Genomic DNA, 20,141 nt, shown 5'->3' with positions numbered 1-20,141 from the left:
AAGCTGGCCTGTTGTGGTTTGGAATCCAGCGGGGCGAAAGGGAACGGGCAGGTTGGCGCCCGGTCCGGGTTCAGGCCACCACTGACGGGAGGCCCGGTCAGTGGCGAATTTCGTTTCATTCTAGGACTTTTCTTTCAGAATTGAATGCGACAGAATCCAGAAGCTAGTGCGATCGTGGGGTGATCGTGAAAGGGTCTGGATGCCGGTCCGCAAGATTCCCAAAAATCATCTGGTGGTGACGGGCAGCTATTCCAGCCGCAAGAACGCCGAGATCGATGCTTTCGAGTCCTTGCTCGAGAAGGACTACTTCCTGCTGCTCGACTTCGATCCGGCAGTTCACTCCTTCGAGCCTCAACCCGTCAGGGTGCCCGTCCCAGGGGTGCCCCGCGGCTACGTGCCGGACGTGCTAGTGCGCTACCACCCGGATGCCGTGTCCGGGCAGGAGCCCAAAAGAACCCTGGTGGACGTCAAACACACGGACGACCTGGCGAGGAACGCCGACAAATACGCCTTCAAATTCGATTGCGCGAAGCGGTTCGCCGAGGAGCAGGGCTGGGAGTTCAAGATCGTCGACCAGCGCCAGATCCGAACACCCCGACTGGCGAATCTCAAATTCCTGCGCGCTTACAGAAACACCAGCCCAGCGGTGGCAGATATCGAACGTGTGCTCGACTGCGTTGACGAGAATCCCCGATCCCATCACCAGGTGCTGGATCAACTGGCCCAGACAGAGGATGACAGGCTGCACTGGTTGCCTGTCATCTGGTCGATGCTCCTGTCGGGGCATTTGGTGACTGACTTGGATGTGCCATTTGGGAGTGAGGTACTCGTTGCCCGAGGTGGAGACGACACATGGCCAAGGTGATCCCCAACCAAATGCCGCTGAGCAAAGGGGCGATCGTCAGCAGCAATGACCGTGACTACGCCATTCTCGAGGTCGCCGATCTGAACAAGATCTTGGCGAAGGACCTGGAGACAGGTGCGAAAGTCTTGCTGACCATCGGTGATCTGCGGCCGCCCCAGCCCATCTCCACTGCCGGAGCTGTTGAGTCCGTAGAGATCGACCTGTCGAAGATCCCCGAGTCGGACTGGGCGATCGCGGAGCAACGCAGAAAGTGGCTTGAGCCGCTGCTGGTCAACCAGTCGCTGTACGGAACCAGGACGGCTGAGCAGATCGCTATCGACGCAGGCGTCAATCGGGCGACTGTCTACCGTTGGCTGGATGCTTTCAGACGCACCGGGCTTCTTTCCTCACTGCTACCCATGCGTGGCCGTGCAGGAGGCGGCAAGGCTGGGCGGCGCATCTCGCCCGAGGTCGAAGCCATCATCCGCGACACGATCGAGAGCTTCCACGACACAGAACAGAAGCCTTCGATTACCGAAACCGTTCTGGAGATCCGTCGCCGCTGTTCGAATGCGGGCCTGCGTTTACCAGCAACCAACACAATCAGACTCCGCCTGAAGCAGACGTCTGGCCGTGAGCGCACGCGTAGGCGTCTCGGTGAAGCGGCGGCCTTTGCCTTGCACGATCCCAGCAAGGGCAGTATTCCGGATGCGGAATGGCCTCTCGCGATTGTTCAGATCGACCATACCTTGTTGCCGGTGATCATCGTCGATGATGAGCACCGCAAGCCGATCAACAGGGCGTGGATCACCCTGGCGATCGACGTTGATAGCCGGGTGTGCCTGGGCATGTACCTGACCTTGGACCCGCCGTCGGCCATGTCGGCCGGCATGTGCATCGCTCACGCCATTCTTCCGAAAGAGGCTTGGCTCCGGAATCTGGCAATCGCAGATCACATCACGTGGCCATGCTGGGGCGTGATGGGCGCTATCCACATGGACAACGCCAAGGAGTTCCGTGGCGACATGCTGAAGATGGCTTGCCGGGAGTATGACATCGACATCCACCTGCGGCCGGTCAAAAAGCCGCGGTACGGCGCCCACATCGAGCGCTTGATGGGCACGGTCACGCAGGGACTCAAAAGCGTCAAAGGTTCCACCTTCTCCGGGCCGGATGAAAAAGGCGAGTACGACGCCGAGGGCAATGCCTGCATGACCTTTGCGGAGATCGAGCGGTGGCTGATCCTCTTCTTCGCGCGCTATCACCGCGAGGTGCACACCGGCATCGGCATGCCGCCGTTGGTGAAGTTCCGTGAGGGACTGCTCGGCACCAAGAAGAAACTGGGACGCGGTTTGCCAGCACGCCGACTGGATGAGGAGACCTTGCGGATCCATTTCACGCCGTACGTTGAACGGCCGGTGCAGGGCTATGGCGTGGTGATCGACAACGTGCACTACTACCACGACGTCCTGCGGCCGTGGATCAACGCGCCGCACCCAGAGTTTCCCAAACACAAGCGCACATTCCGCTTTCACCGAGACCCGCGAGACGTCAGCCAGCTCTATTTCTTCGATGAGCTGAGTGGCCGGTTCTGTGCCATTCCCTACCGGGACACGAGTCTGCCGCCGGTGAGCATCTGGGAGTTGCGCAATGCCCAGCGTGCAGCGAAGGCCAAAGGCATCGACCCTGAAAACGAGAAGTTGGTGTTTGCCATCCTGAACGAGCAGCGGGCCCTTGAGGCTGAAGCGGCAGCAAAGACCAAGACGGCCAGGCGCGAGGCGCAGCGCAGGGTGGAACACGCCAAGCAGCGCGAGACCAAGAAGCAGACCATGCCGACAGTTTCCCAGCCTGCGGCGTCCAGCGCCCCTCCTCCGGCCGTGCGCGGGTACGACCCGGACGACATCGAAGCCTTGGATGACGAGTGATGGCGACATCCGAACTCAAATCCCGTTTGAGTCCAGAAGCCGAGCGCCTGCTGGGCGAACCGGATGATGTACGCATTCGTGCCATCCGGGAGGGAACCTGGATGACCTACGACCGGGCCAAGGAGATTTTGGCCAGGATGGAGGATCTGCTGGACTACCCGCGGATCACCCGCATGCCCAACATGCTGCTGGTGGCGCCCTCCTTCAATGGCAAGACGTCTATCCTGGAGCGGTTCATGTCCATGCATCCTCCGGATCTGGACCCGGCCGCCGAGGTAACGACATGCCCGGTGGTGATGGTCGAAGCGCCGCCGGCGCCGGATGTCTCCGCCTTCTACTCCCGAATCCTAGACGCGCTGATGGCGACCTACAAGCCGAGTTCCTCGGTCCAGGAGAAAAACTCCCAGGTGAAGCATCTCTTCCGGGAGCTGGGGGTCAAGGTGCTCATCGTGGACGAGATCCACCACCTGATTGCCGGCAGTCTGAATCGGCAAAGGGACTTCCGCAATGCGCTCAAGAGCCTGGGCAATGAATCCAAGGTGTCGATCATCGCGGCCGGTATCGAAGATGCGTACAACGCCTTCGTGGCCGATCCGCAAATGTCGAGCCGGTTCATGCCTGAGGAACTGCCTCTTTGGAGGCCAGGCAGGGAGGTGGGCACCCTGCTTGCCACCTTGGAGCGGCGTACCCCCTTGCGCAAGCCGTCGGACCTCAAGTCCCCCGAAAAGATGAGCGAGATGTGCCTGCGCAGCGAAGGCACCTTAGGTGATCTGTGCGATCTCTTCAAAGAGCTGGCGGTCGATGCGATCCGCAGCAGGACCGAGGAAATCACGCTCGAAAGCATCCGCGCCATCCGGTGGGTGCCGCCCTCCCGGCGCAAGCAGCACCGCCGCTTTTAACGACTGCCATGAAGGGCCTGACCTCGTCGTTGTGGCCCGTCCGGTACAAGCCGTATCCCGATGAGCTGCTGACCTCCTGGTTGGTCCGCCTGGCTTGGGGGCATGGCCTCAAGGTGCAGACCTTCTGCAACCTGATCTTTGGTGGGCAGCGCCAGGTCTGGAACCGCGATGTTGATCGCCTGGGACCGGATTGGCTGGTCAATGAGTTGGCGGACAGGACGGGCACGCCGCGGCAAGTTGCGCACGCCACGACCCTGCGCGCATACGAAGGTGTTCTGTACCCGAAATTCAGAACTTCTGGGACGTTGCTTTGGGTCCAGACGTTGATGATGTACCACCGCAAGCGTGAAGGTTTCGGCTTGCAGTTCTGCCCTGTCTGTTTGGCCGAGGACGACAAGCCCTATTACCGGAAGTCCTGGCGAGTGTCATTCAACACGATGTGCATCCGGCACCAGGTGATGCTTCGGGACCGATGTGCTCAGTGTGGTGCACCAGTCATCTTCCACCGAATGGAGATGGGGCAAGGCAAGGTTTCCGAGGTGGGGTCCATGGGCAACTGCCATGCCTGTGGTTGCCCACTCGCTGATTCGCCGAGAGAGGAGATTTGGGGCCATGACGATATCGCCCTGGATTTCCATGCCGATCTGTGCCGCGCAATTGCGGAGGAGGAAACCCAGAGTGTGGATCTGGACGTGATGCGGGTGATGCATCAACTGGTCCGGCTGATGTTGACCCGCCACAAGACAGTCGCCTTGCGCCAGCATGTCTGCAGGGAGCTGCAGGTGAAGGACTTAGTGAAGGTCTCGGGACGAGTGGGCCTGGAGACGATGCCATTGATGGAGCGGCATCACCTGGTTCAGCTGGTTTCCTGGTTGATGGTAGACCTAGCGGGAAGACTAGAGGTCGCGTGGCGGGCCAGGGCTGTTCGGTACAACCACTTGGGGAGGGATTTTGAGGGGGCGCCGAATTGGTATCGAGCGATCTGTGAGCAGTTTGCCGACTGGCGCGGACGCCTTGCAGGCAGCACTTCATAGGGTGGCTTTTGTATGTGGCGGTAGCCTTTGAGGGAGTCCCTTCTACATAAAGGGTGTCTCTGTTAATCTTGCCAAGCGTCGCGTCGAGTCGCTTCATGTCATCGGGTTAACACGCGCAGCGAACTCGGGCTACGTACCGACTTCACATTGGTAATTGTGTGGGGTTGGGATGTTCAACCACTTCAGGGAGCGTCGGCGATGTCCGCCAGCAAGTACAAGTTCGCTTTGATTGACAGCACTACGCGAAAGCATCATATCGAGCAGCGCGTGGCCGAGGCGCGCAAGCAAAACCGCACCAAGCGGGAAATGAAGTTTCGCGGCGGTCGTGAATCCCTGGCCATCATCCAGATAAGCATCCACCACTTGCTATATCGACTGGAGAACTTCCGCACCATCAGCGATCAGATGAGCCAGGTCGCCTCTGGCAAGGTCGATGAGAACTTATTTGCTCCGTCGCGGCGAGAGGATATCAGCGCGCAGGCTGCGCAGCACGAAATCTTGCTCAAACTGGCCCAGACCGGCAGCGGTGAATCTATCAAGCCGATCTACGATGAGTTGATCCGCGTCAAGGAGCAGACCGAGGACCTGATCATTTCCGCCGATGGCGTGGTGGTTAACGGTAACCGTCGCCTCTCAGCGATGCGTGAACTGCTTGCGGGGCCTGATAGCCAGCTCTTCGCTGACTTCGAGAATGTCTCCTGTGCTGTGCTGCCAGAGTCGGCCACTGATGAAGAGATCGTTGCCCTGGAGATCGAGCTGCAAATGCAGCCCGACACCAAGCTGCCCTATGACTGGACAGCCGTCGCACTAGCTGCGCGGGAACTTAAAGCGCGCAACTATTCAGACGAGCGCATTGCCGGCATGATGAACCGCGACAAGGAAGAAATTCTCCGGCTGGTCAAGATGATCGATGGTGCGGACCTGTATCTGACTGATCATTTGAATCGGTCGCGTGACTACAACGCTCTGGAGGAAACCGAGCAAGCGTTCAAACAGATCGCAATCCGCAACCTTGCCAAGACCGATAACCCGGCGTTGCGTGAAGTCACTCGGCGCTTCGACTTCCTGCTGGTGGAGAACCGTGACGAGATCGAGCTTCGGGCCTACGAGCTGATCAACAACATTGAGGGCAACCCCGAGCTATTTCTGGACCACATCGCCGGTGTCTGGGGCGTGGATCTGAGCCAAACGCCCGATCAGCCGACCGGCAATCTCGAGATCGACTTTGGCGATGGGACGCTGGTGGCCGGTCAAAAGAACTATGCGGCGCTGATGGGCTACATCGACGACCTGGGTGACGATTACGATGTGCGCAAGAACGCAGCGAAACAAGTGGAAGAGGCGTCCGTTATCGTCGGCGAACAAGGCAAGCGCAAGGACCAAGCCGCGCTGAAATTCGCGAAGGCGGCACAGCAGAAACTTGCCGCTATCAATCTGAGCTACGCCAATGAGTCGACCTTCGCCGAACTGCGAACGGTTCTGGCCGCATGTGTGACGCAGTGTGAGGCGCTGATGCAGGAAATCGACGCTCGCCAAGTAAGGAAGTGACGCTATGGCCACGATCCTTTTGCGCTATCAAGCGCGAGGCTTGCAAGGCATATTTGAGCGGGGCACCGGTATCAGCTATAGCACCTGGGTGCGGCTTCGTGCATACGCGCAAGATGCCGATTCCGCTGGCCGCATCAACGACCAGAGCATCGAGATCGGCTGGCGGCATGCCCTGCATGTGCTACGTGCCGCCGCAGGGTTGCAGCGTCAGCTCGGCTTTACGTTTGAAACGGACGACTCATCGCGGGAGCGGGTCCAGCAGTTCATGCGCCAGTACCGGACCGTTCGGCAAGCAGCCGGCGCTGTGCGCATGGATGTCAGCGAAGAGCAAGTCCGTTCTCGTTTGCGGGAACTGGGCTGGGACGGAGAGGCGCACGATCTGAAGGACTACCAATCGCGTGACTTGCGCAGCCTGCTGTCGTTGGAGAATGGTGCGAACTTCTCAGTGCCAGGTGCTGGTAAGACGACGGTGACGTTCGCATTGCACCTGCTGGCGCCGGCTGTAGTGGACTGTCTGCTGGTGGTTGCTCCGCGCAATGCCTTCGTGGCCTGGGAAGAAGTCATCGACGAGTGTCTTACCGAGCATGCGCCTGGCCATGTACGTCGGCCGTTCGTCCAGCTTGTCGGCGGCGAGGCGCGCATCGCAGAACTCCTGAGCACCAACCCGCAGCGAATGCTGATCTCCTATGACCAGTTGGTGCGGGTGGAGTCGCAGATCGAGGACTTGCTGTCGCGCCATCGGGTGCATCTTGTTCTTGATGAAGCGCATCGCATGAAGGCAGGTACAGCCTCCCGGCGCGGTGCTGTCCTGCTAAACCTTGGACACCTGGCAGTGCGGCGCGACATTCTCACCGGTACGCCGATGCCACAGCGGCCGGCAGATATGCAGTCCCAACTCGATTTTCTGTGGCCCGGTGCCGGTCTCGGTGCCCGCGTATCTGCCGGAGAAACGCCGCGCTCGGTTCTCGGCAACCTCTACGTCCGGACCACCAAACAGCAGCTTAATCTGGGCGATCGTGTGCGTGTCGAAGTTCCGGTGGCGCTAACCGATGCTCATCTCGCCTTCTACGCGGTACTCAAGAGCGACGTGCACGCCCAAGCAAGTCAGCTGCGCCAGGGACGTCGTGGCTTTAACCTTATTCGCGCGCGACGATCGGTCATGCGGCTGTTGCAAGCCTCGGTAAACCCGCTGCTGTTGGCCCAGGATTTCGAGACTGCAGCTGATGCGGGGCGCAACGAGCTGCTCCAAGCTGTGATTGCGGAAGGCCCGTCCGCGCGGGTGCTCAAGGCTGTCGAGCTGGCGCGCCAGTTCGCTTCGGAGGGACGCAAGACATTAGTTTGGACCAGTTTCCGATCAACGGTTGAGCAGCTACGCAATTTGATGCCTGAGCTAATGCCTGCGGTCATCGACGGCAGTACCGGCCTAGGCGATGAAGACGACGATTCAACCCGACAAGGTCAGATTCGCCGTTTCAAGACAGACCGGCACTGCATGGTGATGGTCGCCAATCCGGCCGCTGCATCCGAAGGCATGAGTCTGCACACGGTTTGCCATGACGCCATATACCTTGACCGCAGCTACAACGCCACGCATTACTTGCAATCGATCGACCGCATCCATCGTCTAGGATTGCCAGAGGGCGTGATCACACGCGTACACATTCTGCAAAACCGTCTGCCAGCGGATGTTGGCTCGATAGATCTATCGGTGGCCCGGCGTCTGGGCGTTAAGATCAGACAGATGGAGCAGATGCTCGGCGACGTGGATCTCCACGAACTGGCCCTGGACGAGGAGACATCAGGCAGTGATTTGGAGGACTCGATCGATATTCGAGATGTCCACGACCTGCTTGAGGAAATCGAAAGAAGGGTGCCGCCTGAACTTGATGCAATCGTCGAGTAGTCCGGCTAGCGTGAGCCGGTTGCGTCCCTCCGCAGTGGAGGGGTGGCGCGCCCTGAGCCGGCAGTTGGTGGCCGCTCCTCACGAATCGGTGCTCATGGCGGTGGCACGATTGAAAACCAGCTATGCCAGCGCAGGCCTTGACTACGCAGAGGCCCAGGTCATCCTTGAAGCGGTTGGTCCGGCGAATGAGTCGGTTTCGGTGTCGTATCAGGTACTGATTGAGAATGAGGCGAAGCTGTGGCCGGCCTGGTTGTCTGCGTTGCCTCGTGGGCGGCGGGCGTTGCGGGACGCGCTGACGGCAGACGCAGGTGAGTGTTTCCGGCGCGCAGGGGCGTTTGACAACCAGCCGGCTGTTGAGGTGGTGGCCTTCCTGGATCGCTTGGCCAATCTGGCGCGTGCCCGCGTCAACCTACCCCTCCTCGAGTCTGGTCGGCGCGCAGAGCGGCTGTCCTTTATGCATGAGTTGGCGAACTGTGCCGAGATGCATGGGGCGCCGATGGTAGAGTGGGTGGCTCTGGACGATAACTCGGCTGGATACGACATCCTCTCAAGTCGCTTGGTTGGCGGGCATGTCGTGCCGAAACTGGTGGAAGTCAAGTCTTGTCGTGGATGGCCTTTACGGCTCATCATCACACGCAACGAATGGGATATTGCCTGTCGGCACGCAGAGGCTTACGTCGTTCACTTCTGGGACCTGAACGTTGAGCGACTGCATGAACTGTCGTGGGCCGATCTGCAGCCTCATATGCCCGTCGATCGGGGGGACGCGCGCTGGGACAGTGCGACGCTCAATCTGGAGCGGTTGCACGGGTTTTAAAGCAGATCTATGATCTCGGCGATGTGGAGATATTTGTGAGCGCACAAGAGATGGGTGATGTCACGACGTACAAGTCGTCCAGGGGTGTCAGGGACTGGCTTGCGAGGCCGCACGCGCATGCTTCGGCCGCAGTTTTTGAGGGAGAATGCGAATCTCTGCTAAAGGGGCTTACGGAGTCGTCCGTGAGCCTAGTCGTCTCGTCACCGCCTTACTGCATGGGCAAGGCATATGAGAGTCGCCGCGACAACCTTGACGATTTTGTGGCCAATCACAAAGTGATTTTGCCGGAAGTCTGTCGTATCCTGAAACCCGGTGGTAGCTTGTGCTGGCAGGTTGGCTTCCACGTGCTGGACGGCGTGGCCACGCCGCTTGACTTCCTGGTCCACGAGATCATGAGCAAGATCACGGGCATGAAGCTACGTAACCGAATTGCGTGGACCTTTGGTCATGGCTTGCACTGCCGGACACGCTTTAGCGGTCGGTACGAAACAATCCTCTGGTACACCAAAGGCGACGAATACACTTTCGATCTCGATGCAGTGCGTGTGACTCAGAAGTATCCTGGTAAGCAACACACCGATGGTCCGAAAAAGGGCCAGCCGAGCGGCAATCCGGCGGGTAAGAACCCAAGTGACGTGTGGGACATTCCCAATGTCAACGCCAACCACATGGAGAAGACAGATCATCCCTGCCAGTTTCCGGTGGGACTGGTGCAGCGCCTGGTCCGTGCTTTGACCAAGGAGGGGGACGTTGTTCTTGATCCTTTCTGTGGCGTGTCGTCTGCGGGGGTTGCAGCACTTCATGAGAAGCGCCATTTCGTCGGCGCGGAACTGAACCCGGAGTACGTACAACTTGGCCTCGAGCGGCTACGCGCCACTATAAAGGGTCAAGTTCGTTTCAGACCAGCGGATAGAGCCATCCTGGAGCCGAGTCCGACTTCGATCGTTGGGCGTCGACCGCCTGGCTTTGCAACCAGTATCGACTTGTCGGAAGCGATGATGGTGTCCTGATTGAGATCGGATTCAACCCAAAGGCGGCAGCAGCAGCGCCGTGGTACAGGCTGTCTTTACAGAGCAGCCTCGAGATCTCGAGACAACTTTCCCCAGCCGCTGCCGGTGTAAGCGCTGAAGTCAAAGTTAGTAATGTTTTTCAGCACGGTTTTGTAGTCGATGTTTGCGGGCACGTTCCCTGCCTTGATTAGGCGATCGAGCAACAGCAGAAGGCCCCCAACGGCAGTCGTAGAGAGCACGCCGCCGTTGGGCACTGATTTCCAATTGCTCTTGAGATGTTCGCTCGCGCCGGCGAGCAGCCGCTTGAGTTCTTTAACGCAGTAGTCGATGTAATCAGCGCGGTCATCTGGACTGGAAAGATTGCGTGCGCTGGCGGCGTCCCAGGTCTTGTATAGCGCACTGTTTTTGCGTACCAGGGGCTTGACGACGTAAGGACCCAAGGAGCCGGACGAAATCTTGTCCGACGGGTCGAACTGCGACATCTGTAGCATGTCAGCTAGCGCGCCTTCCTTGGAAAGCCGAGAGACGATGGTGCGAGCGATCGCTAGGGGCGTCTCGGGATTGATGATGGTTTCCAAGTCTTGCCGAAGCTGAGTGTGTACAGGGCTTTGGTTGTTGTTGATGGCCAGAAAGATCTCAGCCTCAAACTTCACCCGCATCTCGGCCGTGTAGTTAGCGGGGAAGACGATGCCGGTGACCAATAGGTTCTGCCGCTGTCGCAGACTACTAATGGCCTGATCAAACTGGTCGGCACCCTCATAGTAGGACAGTATCCGGTGTTGCCCATCGACAATGCCTACTGTGCCCAGCTCGAGCGGCAAGCTGAGTTGGATTTCAGCCTTATTTTTCATCGTCTTGGCGTCCAGAACCTGGCCTGTGCTATCTAAGAGGAGGGCTGCAGCAGGCAGTGTGACGACGATGTTGTTGATAAATACCTTACCGCTTTCAGCGAGGTATTCACGCATCTTTATTAGCTTATCCGACTTGACGAACCGTTGGTAGGAGAGATCAGGGCTTTCCCAGCCATCCCTGCGCATGACGTAGGCTCGCTGAATTAGGGCCATGGGATCTGCATAGAACGACACCACGGCGAAGCCGGGAGGATAGCTTGTGTGTGCAGCGGAGAGTGCGAACGCGGTATAGCGGTTCAGCGGCACAGTATTCCCGGAAGTCCTTTCTGCACCGACTTGGCTCAGCGCGATATCGAGGTATTTCAGCAATTCGAATTTTGCGGAGCACTCGATGGTGTCCACAAGGGACTTGAAGTACCTAGCCTGGGCGCGCGTCAAGACCAGCATCGGAGAAGGATCACCGATAGAGCTCGCCACGTCGATCTCCTCGGAATAATAGATGTGGCGAACCTCAAGATCGTGAACCTGATATTCAGGGCCCAGGGCTGTTAGTAGAGCTGTGTTCTGTTTTGTGTACTGCTGAAAGAACTCGAGCCAGTGCTCCTTGATCTTGGCGTGCAGGAATATTTTGTTGGTGCAATGTTTGGTCGCATCCTTACCTGCTGTCTCCTCACACAGAAGAACGACGTTTTTCCAGACGAAGATGTGATCTAGCTCGCCCTTGCGACCGCCGATCGTGAAATGAAGACCGTCCGACGGCACATGCTTGAACCCAGCCTTCTCAAAAATATCCTTGAGCTTCGGCGCTAGGTTTGGCTTCAAACTCAACGCCGTGGTAGCGGCTTTGGCTGTTTTGCTCTTTGGCTTGTCGGCTGCGCCACTTGGTGGCTTTCTATATGACTTTGAGGAGGCGGCAACAGCCGACGGGCTGGTTTTATCAGGCATAGTGACTATTGCTGATTGCGTCTAATGGCCCCTGGAGGCCTTCCCTTAGCACCAGCAGGTAAAAACTAGCCGGGCGAGTGGGGATTCTGGCGCAAATTAGACCTCCATAGTCAGATCCGGCCGAAACTCCAAATTCATGGTCTCCACTTTGACGTAGGTATACCCGCGAGGATTGCAGATCACTCGGGTCGCGCCGACCATGTAGTCGGCGTTGAAGTGGATGTGCCCATGAATCCAGAGCTTGGAGCGCCCGAGCAGGTGCGACAAGTCTGACGCGTAGGCGGGACTCAGCGGGTGCCCTTTGTACTCTGCCGGCACCGATTGCTCATGGGGCGCATGGTGCGTCACAACCACCGTCTTTTCCGGGTTGCTTGCGGTGAGCTCTCGATCCAGCCATTGCACACTCTCCTCGTGACGTCGTCGTGCTAGCAACGGAATCAAATGCGTGCGACGCAGTTCTTTCCACTCCCGATTCTCACCCGGCAAGCGGTCCAACTTGATCCGCCGATAATCGTTCATACGGGCGTGCGCCTGAGCCATGTAGTCCCGCGACTGGTCCGAGCCATACAGAGCGAAATCGGTCCACAAGGTGCACCCCAGGAACCGGATCCCGAACAGCTCCACAGCGTCATCCTCCAGGAAATGGATTCCCAGCTCGGCTGACTTCAGACGCAGCTTGCGCAGGTTCTTGTTCCAGTAGCGGCCATAGAACTCGTGGTTCCCGGCCACGAGGACGATCTCCTTGTCCGGGAAAGCCTGGCGCGCCCAGATGGGCGCCTGCACGCCTTCATGGATGTCGCCGGCGAGAACCACGACGTCGGCGTCGGCATCAATCCGGCGGCCATCCACCTCTGCACGCATGGGCTGAATGTCATTGTGCAGATCACTCAAGATCAGGAGCTTGGTCATGGTCACGCGCTCCCTTGGTTGTTCTCGTCTTCAAGCGTTTCCCAGTCAATCAGCCCATCCTGGCTGTCCAATTCGCGGCGCCGCGCCTGGTGCTCTGGGCATAGCATCAGGACGTAGCCTTCACCGACGTCTGGACTGCCCGGCGCCCCACAGGCCAGGCAAACGTTCTTGGTCGCGACTTGGGCAGCATCGGTCAGCTGCAGGATGGCCCTGCTGATGTCCTGGAAGCTGCGATCCTTTTCAGTTCTGACCTTGCGTTTGGGCGAGATCTCCTGGCTCAAGACACCCTGGGGCGTCCAGATATCCAGTCGAGTGCCTGATTTGCGGCGCCCGAAGCGGTAGTAGAACCGCGCCGATCCGAACTTCTCCTTGATCTGACTCCAATGAAAGCCCAGTTTGTCCTGTCCCAGCGTCTGGTCCACGTCGGCGCAGAGCTTGGCAAAGATGGGCATCCAGCCCTTGGCAACGTCCACATCAACTGGGTTGCCGAACTGGTAGGGATAAAGCGCCTGAAGTTCTTTGAGGGAAACGGATTTCACGATGGGCTCCTTTGACTGGTGAGTCAGGAGCCCGGGCGTCTACGCGTGGTCAGAGGTGTTTCGCGTTTGCCTGAACTCCTGGACGGAATTCGCTGGGGTGGCGGCTTTGCAGGTTCGGGTTCGCACAAGGTGTGTGAACCGCTTGCTGTTGACCGCGCGGCAAACTCGTGCGTCGTAGGAGAAGCGCATGGACATCGCCAAGACGCAGCGCTTGATGGAGGACGTCAACTCGCGCGCAGGCACTCGGCCGACGTGCGGCTGCAGGAATGGCTGGTGTGCGAGGGTGAACATGTGGCGTTCCAGTGGCTGGCGCCACAGTACAGGACATGCGTGAAAGCCGCAAGATCGTCGAGAATTCCTGACTAAAAAATTCCCGATATCGCTCATTCCTTTGATCTTGTGCAACTTACGTCGGTGCTGTGCGGCTTTATTGCGTAGTCTCTGTGTGGGCTGCCGGGCTATGCATCAGGTCAAGCAAAAATGGGAAATCTAATGCAGTGTTTCATCGATCACTCATATGGCCCCCACGAATCGAACCCTCCGCATGGCATGCCTTTGGGGCCATACAGGCGATGGCCGGCAAGCCCGCCACGCCCAATACAAGAGGCGATGTCAGCAGACTTCAAAGGTCGGCAACTGGCCACATACATCCCCGACCCCACCCATCCTGTGCACGGTTCTCCCTTTGGACCCCAAAAAGTTACCCCATCGATGTTTTTCCTATTCCCTCTACAGCTGCAAATCTCACGGTCGATGGTTCCAGGTTTTTCATATCGCCCCCACTCAATAAGACCATTGCACGCATGGCCAACTGGTCCCCAGAAAGCAATATTCGCTAGCCCACCCTTCCCGAGACATATGCCGATGCTTTCATTTGAACTGAGAAGATCAGGTGAGTTGCTGCTGTCAGTTGCAAAGCTAGACAGCGGAATTGCCAGTAAGAGAGTTGCAACGGTACGAACGAAAAGCATTTGATGCCCTCTTATCTAGATGTTTCATAAAGGTGCGGTTACCATAGACTGATTTTCATTCTTTCACTTTCATTGCGGCAGACTAGGTACTTTACTTTTTATAAATTTGACCGAAGTCACTTGAGCCTGTATGCAGAGATTGGCTAGGTTCAACCACCGGATGAACTGGAGTACAACTAAACCGTCCAGGAGGCGGGGGGCGGTTCACCCCACGAGATAAGGTACTCTCCTGGGTAAAAGGAGATTTCAGGGAGCGTACATGCGAGTCTTTATTTCTTATAGCTGGGATTCTGAAGATCACAAGCAGTGGGTCCAGCAATTTGCTGACGACTTGCAAGAAAAGATCTCGGATTTGCACGTTGAGTACGACCAACGTGGCATGGATCATCGTGTTGACCGCAACCGGTACATGGAGGCGGGCATATACGAGAGCGATGTTGTACTCGCCATCATCACCAAGGAATACACCGAAAAGGCCAATACTCGTCAGGGAGGCGTCGGCCGGGAAACCGCAATGGCTGCGGAGCGCCATTTCTCGGAGGTCACTACTAAGTCTCGTACTCCCATCCTCGCGATCAAGCGCCAAGCAAATGCGGAGGTGCCTCACTACCTAAAAACGTCGCTGTACTTCGACTTCAGCTCCAGCAATGTTTATAGCGAAGCATTAGGGAAACTCAAAAAAGAACTTGAGGCAATCGCTGGCCATTCCACCGAGCAAGCGTCAGCCGTCAGGACCACCTCAGACGAGAGTGCATCGGACGACGGCGGCAGTTACTCCTTCACGAGAACAGACGACCTGCTTGCCGGTTTCTACAAGAGGCGTAAACCGCTTTGGGGTGGTAAAGATTTCTCGGGGCAACGTCGCATCAAGTACGAGCTCTGGCAAGTTGAAACACCTCATCCTCAGCTTCTTTTGGTGTTGGTGGAAAACATTACCATTCGCCAGATCGTCGAAGATTTTCTATCAAGGATTCGCGACCTCCCAAAGGAGTTGCAGGGCTTTCGCGAATTGACGGTCCTGCGTCCCTCCCCGGGGAAAGCAGACTACATCGCCGAGCGTCTTGCAGAGGGCGGTCATAGCGTCCGCGTGACCGAATTGACGTTCAAAGACTACCTTGCCAAATACTGCGTCGATTCGGATTCTCTGCAGTTCTCGAAAACGTTCACGGAGCCGTTCTTCATCGATCAAACGCTATATCGCGTCGATAGAAACGAAACGGAGAAACTGGGACCTGCCCTGGCGCACCTCAAAGAGACTGTTATCAGCGATAAAAGCCCGCCATTGTCGTTGCTGGTCGCCTCTGGTGGCGCGGGAAAGACGACTCTGCTGCGAAGCCTGTCTGCAGATATTGACGGGGCCGGGCATTCTCGGGTGATGCTCATCGAAGCGGATGCACTTAAGAAGTTATCCAAGGATCAGCTTCGTCGATCACATGTTTCAACGCTGTTTGAACTGTGCGAGTTGCACGCCATGGCGTTGGCAACGGCCGGCGCGCCGCCGATGCGTATTCCTGTGAGCAAGAGCGTTTTCGATCTGCTCCTGATTAGCGGAAGTCTGCTGATTCTCATCGATGGTATTGACGAGTTGCTCAGCATGATGTCGTCCAGTTTTGAACTGGTTCCCTTCGTTGAATCCATCAGGGCACTTAATGCGGAGCTTGGTCAGACTCGTGTATTCCTGGCGGGTCGAGAGGACACGGTCGGTACGACGGTGTCGTCGCTGCGCAAACACGGGGTGCCAATCTACAACCTCAGGGGATTCACCTCCACTGAGGTTGAGCAGTACGTTAGAAAGCGCTTCGCCAAGCGCTCTCAAGGCGAGCGGCAGGCCATCGTCAACCGCGTTCAGGAGACACTCAAAGCAGTGTCCACTGCAGCGGACGACGAAACTGTGCTCCCGTTCTTCGTCGATGTTCTGTGCGAGCTGGAAGAGGATGTCGGCGGGAACGGCATTCGACTCAAGGTCGAGGGCGCAATCAAGGAACGAATGGCCGAAGCAGGTTACCCTCACAACGTTCGCGCGGTGGATCTGCTCGTCTTCGCGATCATCGATCGCGAACGGGAGCGTCAGGCCTGGAAGCCATCGGTCTCTGACCTAGTCGATGTGTTGAAGGAGTTCTCCAGTACTCACTTCGGAACTGCTAAAGTCAGCCAGTTGAACGATGTCGTGGAGTCGTACTTGGCTGCGACGGCGACCAATTCCTCCGTGACCGAGATCTTCTGCAAGAATCCGTTGCTCCAGATTTCGGACGATGTCGTCAAGTACCGCTACGACTTCCTACAATCCTATTTCTTGGCACTTTGGCTCATCGAAAAGCTGGAGCAACGTAGCACGGCGTCTCTGAACTTCATGAAGCATTTCGCCAGATTGGCTACTGGCCAAGGCGCGGTCTTTGAAGATCTCAGTCGCTTCTATGTTGCCAAGCCAAAGAAGGATGTGCAAGAACTCCTCTCCAGCATCTACGCCAGCTTCAAGGCGATTGCGCTGAGCGATAAGACGGAGCCGGAGGTGGCCGAGTCGGCCAGGGCTTCCTGCAGCAGCCTTCTGCAGCTCTTCGCGGCAACAGCCGGCAAGGGGCTCAATCGCAATAGCTTCAGCTCTGCTATCTTCTCCATAGTTGGCAATGAAATCGAAGGGGGGCGAACATTGACCAAGGGGTTATTCATTTCGGGCGACTTCCCGATGCTGCAGTTTGTTGACCGAGAGTTTTGGAACTGCAGGTTCGTCGGCTACGACTCGTTTATCAAATGTCGTTTCAGTAACACGAAGTTTTACTATTCGTCCTTCGTTGCGATTCATGATGACAACCGCTCGCCGACGATGAACCTCGACATCTTCGATCGTGCCAGTTGCGATCTAGGAGAGATGGCTACATCGCTCGCCGGAAACGGCGCACGTGGTGAGTCGTTGCTGACGATAGAAGAAATCAAGAAGTTCTTCCGCTATTTCTTTGTAGGGGGTGGCTTTGTCTCCAAGTCGCTTGGCGAAACCTACAAGTTCGCGAAGCCGGGCATCACAGAGGAGTTCATCGCGAAGCTCCTGGCTGATAGCGTCCTCCAAGAGGACAAGACCCGAGGTCAGATGCGCTACGAGGTGGCCTCGTCCTTCCGACGTCCCGTGCAGAAGTTGGTTAACGAAAACAATCTAAACAGGCAGCTGCGTGAAGTTTTTAGGGATTTTCTAGGTCGTTGATCCAGCCCGTGCTGCTGAAATGCCCCGACCCAAAGACACAGCGGAGCCTCAGAGTGAACTGCCGCCGTAAGGTAGACAAGCCGAATCTATCCCTTGCTCACGCAGTAGTGAATTGCGGCTCGGCGCAACATTTCGGGCAGAGGTTCTGATGAATTTGAGGCAAATACCTGATGGGCAGGGTCATCTTCAATGACGATCAAACGCCCGGATTGACTATGTCTCTGAATTTCGAATACAGAAGCTCGTTTCACGCGAGATCCTAAATCTGTATCTTCAGAAAAAATTCTCCGATCGATTTCCCCATCTTCGTCTACAACCAGCGGGAGTGGTATCGTCCAGCCATCTTGATCGCTGCAGGTCAACAACTCGATCGTGGTATCTGCCGCTCGAAGCAATTCAAGAAGCACAGGCCGCAGAAACTCTGGTGCTCCCATTAGATCCGGGCCAGCCGACCGAATGGCGGTAGCAAAGTCAACTGGCCGAATCCGCTGCTCGGAGCCAGGCTCACCAACCGCGGCCGCGGTTATGGCTTGCTTGGCCAAGTAGCGCTTGCGCGACTGAATGAATTCTTCTGGGGTAATGGATGCGCGTCGCCAGATCGATTTTGGGATCAGATCCGGGAAGCGCTGCTCACCCTGGAACCGTCGAGTCTTTGGTGCCAGTCGATTGGACGCATCGCGTTCGATGAGCGATTGATCTTTTCCGTCAGGAGCGGATGCAGGCTTGGGTTTTGCTCCGGAGTTCGTGGCATCGGGTGCGCCATGGCGCCTCGGGACCTCGTACTGCAGCGACTGGAATGGGAAGGGATGAGAGCAGGAGCGAAGGTTGTAGACCAGGAAGCTTGCGCGAGGCTGATCACCAAATGACAGCCACTGCCCAGATGCTTGCAGATCTGTCCGTCCTTCAAACGGGAAAACGGTCTGCGGATAGATGGCTTGCTGTGACGTCGATGCCTTGAGGAGAGAGGTTCCAACCAGAGCTGCGGCTCGCCATGCTCGCGAGTCCAGATGAATGCGGGCGATATCGGCGGCAGACGCACCGGACAGTCTTTCAGCCAGGTGCAGAACGATGTGCCCCGCTGCCAAATCATGTTCGGCTCTGCTGTAGAGGCTCTCGCGCTGAAGGGGTGGCGAGAACAGTCTCGAGACCAACCCGCTGGATGAACCGAAGTAGAAGCGGATCAATTCCATGCACGGGATGACGAGTCGGCGTCCATCTGGCAAGGCAACCACGACGCAGTAGGACTGTGTGCACTGCATGTGCCAGGGGTGCTCGGAGACCGGCAGCAGGAAGCCCTGCTCGTTCAGATTGAGTCCAGCCTTGACCAGTGAAACGGTCGAGGAGTCGATCTGCACGTTCTTGAACTCCTCTAGCTCGTAGTCCGGCTGGCTGTGCAGCTGTCCATCACGCCAGATGTCGCCGATTCGCAGCAGAGGCAGTGTCCCAACGGACACCCAGACACGCCGTTGGCGCTGAGCCAGGGCGGCCGTATTGCCCGGGAGGGGGCCCGTCGGACCGAATTGGAAGCGGGATTGGGAGCGCTTGGAGAGGTGAAGAAAGACCGAGGGCTGCTTTCTTCGCTGAGACCGGTCGGGGAAGGCGATGTCCCCGAACCAATCTATCCGCCATAAATCTTGGCCTTTCGGGAAGGCCAAAATCCGAGGTAAGTTGTTGTCGCTATTGAGATTCAGCGCCACCACTCACAAGCGAGTCAAACTAAATTTTCGCGTTTAATTTTAAATTTTCGCTTTTAATTCTGATCGCTCACAACCACGCCAGCGGCGTGGGCTTGCTGATCTGCGTGATAGCTCGATCGGACCATTGCGCCCACGGCAGCGTGGGAGAAGCCCATCTTGTAGGCCTCGTCCTCGAACATCTTGAAGGTGTCAGGGTGCACGTAGCGTTTGACCGGCAAGTGGCTGTTGCTGGGTGCGAGGTACTGGCCGATGGTCAGCATGTCGATGTCGTGCGCGCGCATGTCGCGCATGACTTCCAGGATTTCTTCGTCCGTCTCGCCCAGCCCGACCATGATGCCGCTCTTGGTGGGCACGTCCGGGTGCAGGGCTTTGAACTTCTTGAGCAGGTTCAGGCTGAACTGGTAGTCGCTGCCAGGACGGGCCTGCTTGTAGAGGCGCGGCACAGTCTCCAGGTTGTGGTTCATCACATCGGGCGGCGCGGCCTTGAGGATTTCCAACGCGCGATCGTCGCGGCCGCGGAAGTCCGGCACCAGCACCTCGATCTGCGTCAGCGGCGAAAGCTCACGCGTCTTGCGGATGCATTCCACAAAGTGCCCGGCGCCGCCATCGCGCAGGTCATCCCGGTCCACGCTGGTGATGACCACGTACTTGAGCTTGAGCGCGGCGATGGTCTTGGCCAGGTTGAGCGGCTCGTCCGTGTCCAAGGGGTCGGGGCGGCCGTGGCCGACATCGCAGAAGGGGCAGCGGCGCGTGCACTTGTCGCCCATGATCATGAAAGTGGCCGTGCCCTTGCCAAAGCATTCGCCGATGTTGGGGCAGGAAGCTTCCTCGCAGACGGTGTGCAGCTTGTGCTCGCGCAGGATGTTCTTGATCTCGTAGAAGCGCGTGGTCGGGGACCCGGCCTTGACGCGGATCCACTCCGGTTTCTTGAGCACCTCACCCGCCTCGACCTTCACGGGGATGCGCGACAGCTTGGCAGCGGCCTTTTGCTTGGCGGAAGCGTCGTAGCTGGCGACGCTTTGCGCTTCGCGGACGGTGGCGGATTCGTTCATGGTG

General features: G+C 57.6%; 14 protein-coding genes. 9 read left to right on the top strand and 5 right to left on the bottom strand.

Annotated elements, in window-relative coordinates; genetic code table 11:
- Nucleotides 1-199: 199 nt before the first annotated feature.
- The 8 genes from ACLBKS_RS15200 (at nt 200) to ACLBKS_RS15165 (ending at nt 9,980) form a co-directional block, all read left to right on the top strand.
- A complete protein-coding gene (locus ACLBKS_RS15200; protein WP_410193655.1) occupies nt 200-865 on the top strand; it encodes a TnsA endonuclease N-terminal domain-containing protein in 666 nt (221 codons plus the stop codon).
- Nucleotides 853-2,769 carry a Mu transposase C-terminal domain-containing protein gene (locus ACLBKS_RS15195; protein WP_410193654.1) on the top strand — a complete coding sequence of 639 codons (1,917 nt, stop codon included), beginning with the start codon at nt 853-855 and terminating at the stop codon, nt 2,767-2,769. Before ACLBKS_RS15200 ends, ACLBKS_RS15195 begins: the two co-directional genes overlap by 13 nt.
- Nucleotides 2,769-3,668 (top strand): TniB family NTP-binding protein, encoded by a 900-nt coding sequence (locus ACLBKS_RS15190; protein ID WP_410193653.1) that lies wholly within the window; start codon nt 2,769-2,771, stop codon nt 3,666-3,668. The genes ACLBKS_RS15195 and ACLBKS_RS15190 overlap by 1 nt, the downstream gene beginning before the upstream one ends.
- An 8-nt stretch (nt 3,669-3,676) precedes the next feature.
- Entirely contained in the window at nt 3,677-4,702 is a 1,026-nt protein-coding gene (locus tag ACLBKS_RS15185; RefSeq protein ID WP_410193652.1) for a TniQ family protein, read from the top strand.
- Between the two features lie 198 nt (nt 4,703-4,900).
- Entirely contained in the window at nt 4,901-6,250 is a 1,350-nt protein-coding gene (locus tag ACLBKS_RS15180; protein WP_410193651.1) for a hypothetical protein, read from the top strand.
- A gap of 4 nt (nt 6,251-6,254) precedes the next feature.
- Nucleotides 6,255-8,153 (top strand): SNF2-related protein, encoded by a 1,899-nt coding sequence (locus ACLBKS_RS15175; RefSeq protein ID WP_410193650.1) that lies wholly within the window; start codon nt 6,255-6,257, stop codon nt 8,151-8,153.
- 94 nt (nt 8,154-8,247) lie between these two features.
- On the top strand, nt 8,248-8,970 hold the full coding sequence (locus ACLBKS_RS15170; protein WP_410193649.1) for a protein NO VEIN domain-containing protein: 723 nt from the start codon (nt 8,248-8,250) through the stop codon (nt 8,968-8,970).
- A gap of 182 nt (nt 8,971-9,152) precedes the next feature.
- Nucleotides 9,153-9,980 (top strand): DNA-methyltransferase, encoded by an 828-nt coding sequence (locus tag ACLBKS_RS15165; protein ID WP_410193648.1) that lies wholly within the window; start codon nt 9,153-9,155, stop codon nt 9,978-9,980.
- Between the two features lie 56 nt (nt 9,981-10,036).
- Here the strand turns inward: ACLBKS_RS15165 and ACLBKS_RS15160 are convergent, their stop codons facing one another.
- From ACLBKS_RS15160 to ACLBKS_RS15150, 3 genes are all read right to left on the bottom strand, one after another.
- Complete coding sequence (locus tag ACLBKS_RS15160; protein ID WP_410193647.1) at nt 10,037-11,776, bottom strand: hypothetical protein; 1,740 nt, start codon at nt 11,774-11,776, stop codon at nt 10,037-10,039.
- Nucleotides 11,777-11,872: 96 nt separating this feature from the next.
- Nucleotides 11,873-12,685 (bottom strand): metallophosphoesterase, encoded by an 813-nt coding sequence (locus ACLBKS_RS15155; RefSeq protein WP_410193646.1) that lies wholly within the window; start codon nt 12,683-12,685, stop codon nt 11,873-11,875.
- 2 nt (nt 12,686-12,687) lie between these two features.
- Nucleotides 12,688-13,224, bottom strand: a complete 537-nt coding sequence (locus ACLBKS_RS15150) for a hypothetical protein (protein WP_410193645.1) — start codon at nt 13,222-13,224, stop codon at nt 12,688-12,690.
- Nucleotides 13,225-14,454: 1,230 nt separating this feature from the next.
- On the opposite strand from ACLBKS_RS15150, the gene ACLBKS_RS15145 reads away from it, so the two are divergent.
- Nucleotides 14,455-17,388, top strand: coding sequence for a TIR domain-containing protein (locus tag ACLBKS_RS15145; protein WP_410193644.1), 2,934 nt, complete (start codon nt 14,455-14,457; stop codon nt 17,386-17,388).
- An 86-nt stretch (nt 17,389-17,474) separates the two neighbouring features.
- Here the strand turns inward: ACLBKS_RS15145 and ACLBKS_RS15140 are convergent, their stop codons facing one another.
- Nucleotides 17,475-19,085, bottom strand: coding sequence for a hypothetical protein (locus ACLBKS_RS15140; protein WP_410193643.1), 1,611 nt, complete (start codon nt 19,083-19,085; stop codon nt 17,475-17,477).
- Between the two features lie 53 nt (nt 19,086-19,138).
- Complete coding sequence (gene lipA / locus ACLBKS_RS15135; RefSeq protein WP_410193642.1) at nt 19,139-20,137, bottom strand: lipoyl synthase; 999 nt, start codon at nt 20,135-20,137, stop codon at nt 19,139-19,141.
- Between the last annotated feature and the right edge of the window lie 4 nt (nt 20,138-20,141).

The sequence above is a fragment of the Hylemonella sp. W303a genome (assembly GCF_046452315.1).
GTDB lineage: Bacteria > Pseudomonadota > Gammaproteobacteria > Burkholderiales > Burkholderiaceae_C > Hylemonella.
Note: the sequence above shows the minus strand (reverse complement) of the source record. Positions and strands in the feature narration are given on the sequence as shown.